Here is a 2,292-nt window from a genome sequence, read left to right as displayed (position 1 = left end):
GTCGAGGATGTGCGCGCCGAGACCGACGTGAGCGTCGTCGTCACCGGCCGCGGCCTGTTCGTCGAGGTGCAGGGCACCGCGGAGGGCGCGCCGTTCGACAAGCGCGAGCTCGACGCGCTGCTCGAGCTCGGTGTCGCGGGGGCCGCGGACCTCCGCGACCTGCAGACCGCGGCACTCGCCGAGGGTGCCGCATGACGACACCCGCTCGCGTCGTGCTGGCGACCCACAACGCCCACAAGGTCGAGGAGTTCCAGGCGATCGTGGGCCGGGCACGCCCCGACCTCGAGGTCGTCGGCTACGACGGCCCGGAGCCGGTCGAGGACGGCGTGACCTTCGCCGCCAACGCCCTCATCAAGGCCCGCGCGGCGGCCGCCCACACCGGGCTGCCGGCGCTCGCCGACGACTCCGGCATCTGCGTGGATGTGCTGGGCGGCGCCCCGGGCGTGTTCTCCGCCTACTGGGCGGGGCACCGGAAGGACGCCCGCGCCAACCTCGACCTGCTCCTCGACCAGCTCTCCGACATCGCCGACCCGCACCGCGCCGCGCAGTTCGTCTCCACGATCGCACTCGTGCGCGCCGACGGCGCCGAGGACGTCGTGGCCGGTGTCTGGCCGGGACGCCTCGCCCTCGCCGCATCCGGCGCCGGCGGCTTCGGCTACGACCCGGTCTTCATCCCGGACGGCCAGCCCGCGGATGCGGAGCGCTCCGTCGGGGAGTGGTCGGCCGAGGAGAAGAACCGCGCGTCGCATCGCGCCCGCGCGTTCCAGGAGCTGCTGCCGCTGCTGCGCGGACTGTGACCGGAGAGCGGGCCGCGAATCGTCCGCCGTGCGCGTGACCGCGCCGGTCACCCCGGGTCGCGAATGGTCAGTGTCCGCTGTATGGTCATTGCATGCTGACCATTGCTTCCCGTCTCGATGCAATGAGCCGTCTCGGCAGGGCCATGGCCGATCCGACCCGCTCCCGCATCCTGCTCGCGCTGCTCGACGCCCCCGGTTACCCCGCTGTGCTCTCCCGGGAGCTGGGACTGACGCGCACGAACGTCTCCAACCACCTGGCGTGCCTGCGCGGCTGCGGCATCATCGTCGCCTCACCGGAGGGGCGGCGGACCCGGTACGAGATCGCCGACGGGCACCTGTCCAAGGCGCTGCGCGAACTGGTCTCAGTCGTGCTCGCCGTCGATGAGGGCGCACCCCGCCTGAACACCTCGTGCGACGTACCGGGATGCTGCGCGTGACGGCCACCGTGGTGCGGGAGCGCCGTGCCGTCCTCCAGCGGCGCATCCGGTTCATCGTCGCGTTCACGATCGCCTACAACGTCATCGAGGCCGTGATCGCCATCGCGGCGGGCACGGCGGCGTCGTCCGGCGCGCTCATCGGGTTCGGCCTCGACTCGGTCGTGGAGGTGCTGTCGGCGGCGGCGGTGGCCTGGCAGTTCACCCGGCGCGACCCCGAGCGCTGGGAGCGCCCGACACTCCGCGTCATCGCCGTGGCATTCTTCGCCCTGGCCGCGTATGTCTCGGTGTCGGCGGTGCTCACCCTGACCGGGGTCATGGCGCCCGAGCATTCCACGGTCGGCATCATCGTCGCGGCGGTGTCCCTCGTCGTCATGCCCGTCGCGTCGCTGCTCGAGCGAGCCACCGGGCGTGAGCTGGGTTCGGCGACGGCGATCGCCGACTCCACGCAGACCATGCTGTGCGCGCTGCTGTCGGGCGCCGTCCTCGTCGGCCTGCTGCTGAACACCCTGTTCGGCTGGGCGTGGGCGGACTCGGTCGCCGGTTTCGTCATCGCCGTGTTCGCCGTCCGTGAGGGTATCGAGGCATGGAAGGGGGATGCCTGCGCCACCTCGGTCGGCATGCTCATGGAGGACGAGCACGAGGACCACGCTGACGACGAGCATCACGACCCTCACCTGAGCTGAGAACGGGTCTCGTTCCCGATTGCACGTATGCGCGCCGCGGCTCGCTGTGAGGTCGTAACCTGGCGGCATGCACGACCACGCCCCCGCAGCATCCGGGTTCCGTGACGGGTCCACCCGTCGCCTGCTCGCGGTGTCGCTCGCGATCACCTCGGTGGTGTTCCTGGTGCAGGTCGTGGGCGCGGTCTTCTCCGGCTCGCTGGCGCTCCTCGCCGACGCCGCGCACATGCTCATGGATGCGGCGGCGCTCGTCATCGCGCTCGTCGCTGGGGCGGTGGCCGCACGTCCCGCGGACGATCGCCGCACCTTCGGCTATCAGCGGGCGGAGGTCTTCGGCGCGCTCGTCAACGGGGTCATCCTCCTCGGCGTCTCGGTGGT

Annotated in this window: 4 protein-coding genes and 1 pseudogene (2 of these 5 only partly in view); all 5 read left to right on the top strand. The window is 71.8% G+C overall.

Annotated elements, in window-relative coordinates:
* Nucleotides 1–195, top strand: a pseudogene (gene rph / locus NT132_RS08770) (ribonuclease PH); it begins 532 nt to the left of the window's first position.
* On the top strand, nt 192–797 hold the full coding sequence (gene rdgB, locus NT132_RS08765; protein ID WP_297787503.1) for an RdgB/HAM1 family non-canonical purine NTP pyrophosphatase: 606 nt from the start codon (nt 192–194) through the stop codon (nt 795–797). Before rph ends, rdgB begins: the two are co-directional and overlap by 4 nt.
* Before the next feature lie 92 nt (nt 798–889).
* Entirely contained in the window at nt 890–1,234 is a 345-nt protein-coding gene (locus NT132_RS08760) for a metalloregulator ArsR/SmtB family transcription factor (protein ID WP_297787501.1), read from the top strand.
* A complete protein-coding gene (locus NT132_RS08755) occupies nt 1,231–1,917 on the top strand; it encodes a cation transporter (protein ID WP_366940385.1) in 687 nt (228 codons plus the stop codon). The genes NT132_RS08760 and NT132_RS08755 overlap by 4 nt, the downstream gene beginning before the upstream one ends.
* A 67-nt stretch (nt 1,918–1,984) precedes the next feature.
* A protein-coding gene (locus tag NT132_RS08750) for a cation diffusion facilitator family transporter (RefSeq protein ID WP_297787497.1) crosses the window boundary here: on the top strand, nt 1,985–2,292 show its 5' portion. The gene runs 565 nt beyond the window's last position; only the first 308 of its 873 coding nucleotides appear in the window; its start codon is at nt 1,985–1,987; the stop codon falls past the right edge of the window.

This window comes from Microbacterium sp., assembly GCF_026393345.1.
Lineage (GTDB): Bacteria > Actinomycetota > Actinomycetes > Actinomycetales > Microbacteriaceae > Microbacterium.
Note: the sequence above shows the minus strand (reverse complement) of the source record. Positions and strands in the feature narration are given on the sequence as shown.

What these genes read in the sequence shown, in the direction of transcription:
- rdgB (WP_297787503.1), top strand. Translation starts at nt 192, where the DNA reads ATGACGACACCCGCTCGCGTCGTGCTGGCGACCCACAACGCCCACAAG.
- NT132_RS08760 (WP_297787501.1), top strand. Translation starts at nt 890, where the DNA reads ATGCTGACCATTGCTTCCCGTCTCGATGCAATGAGCCGTCTCGGCAGG.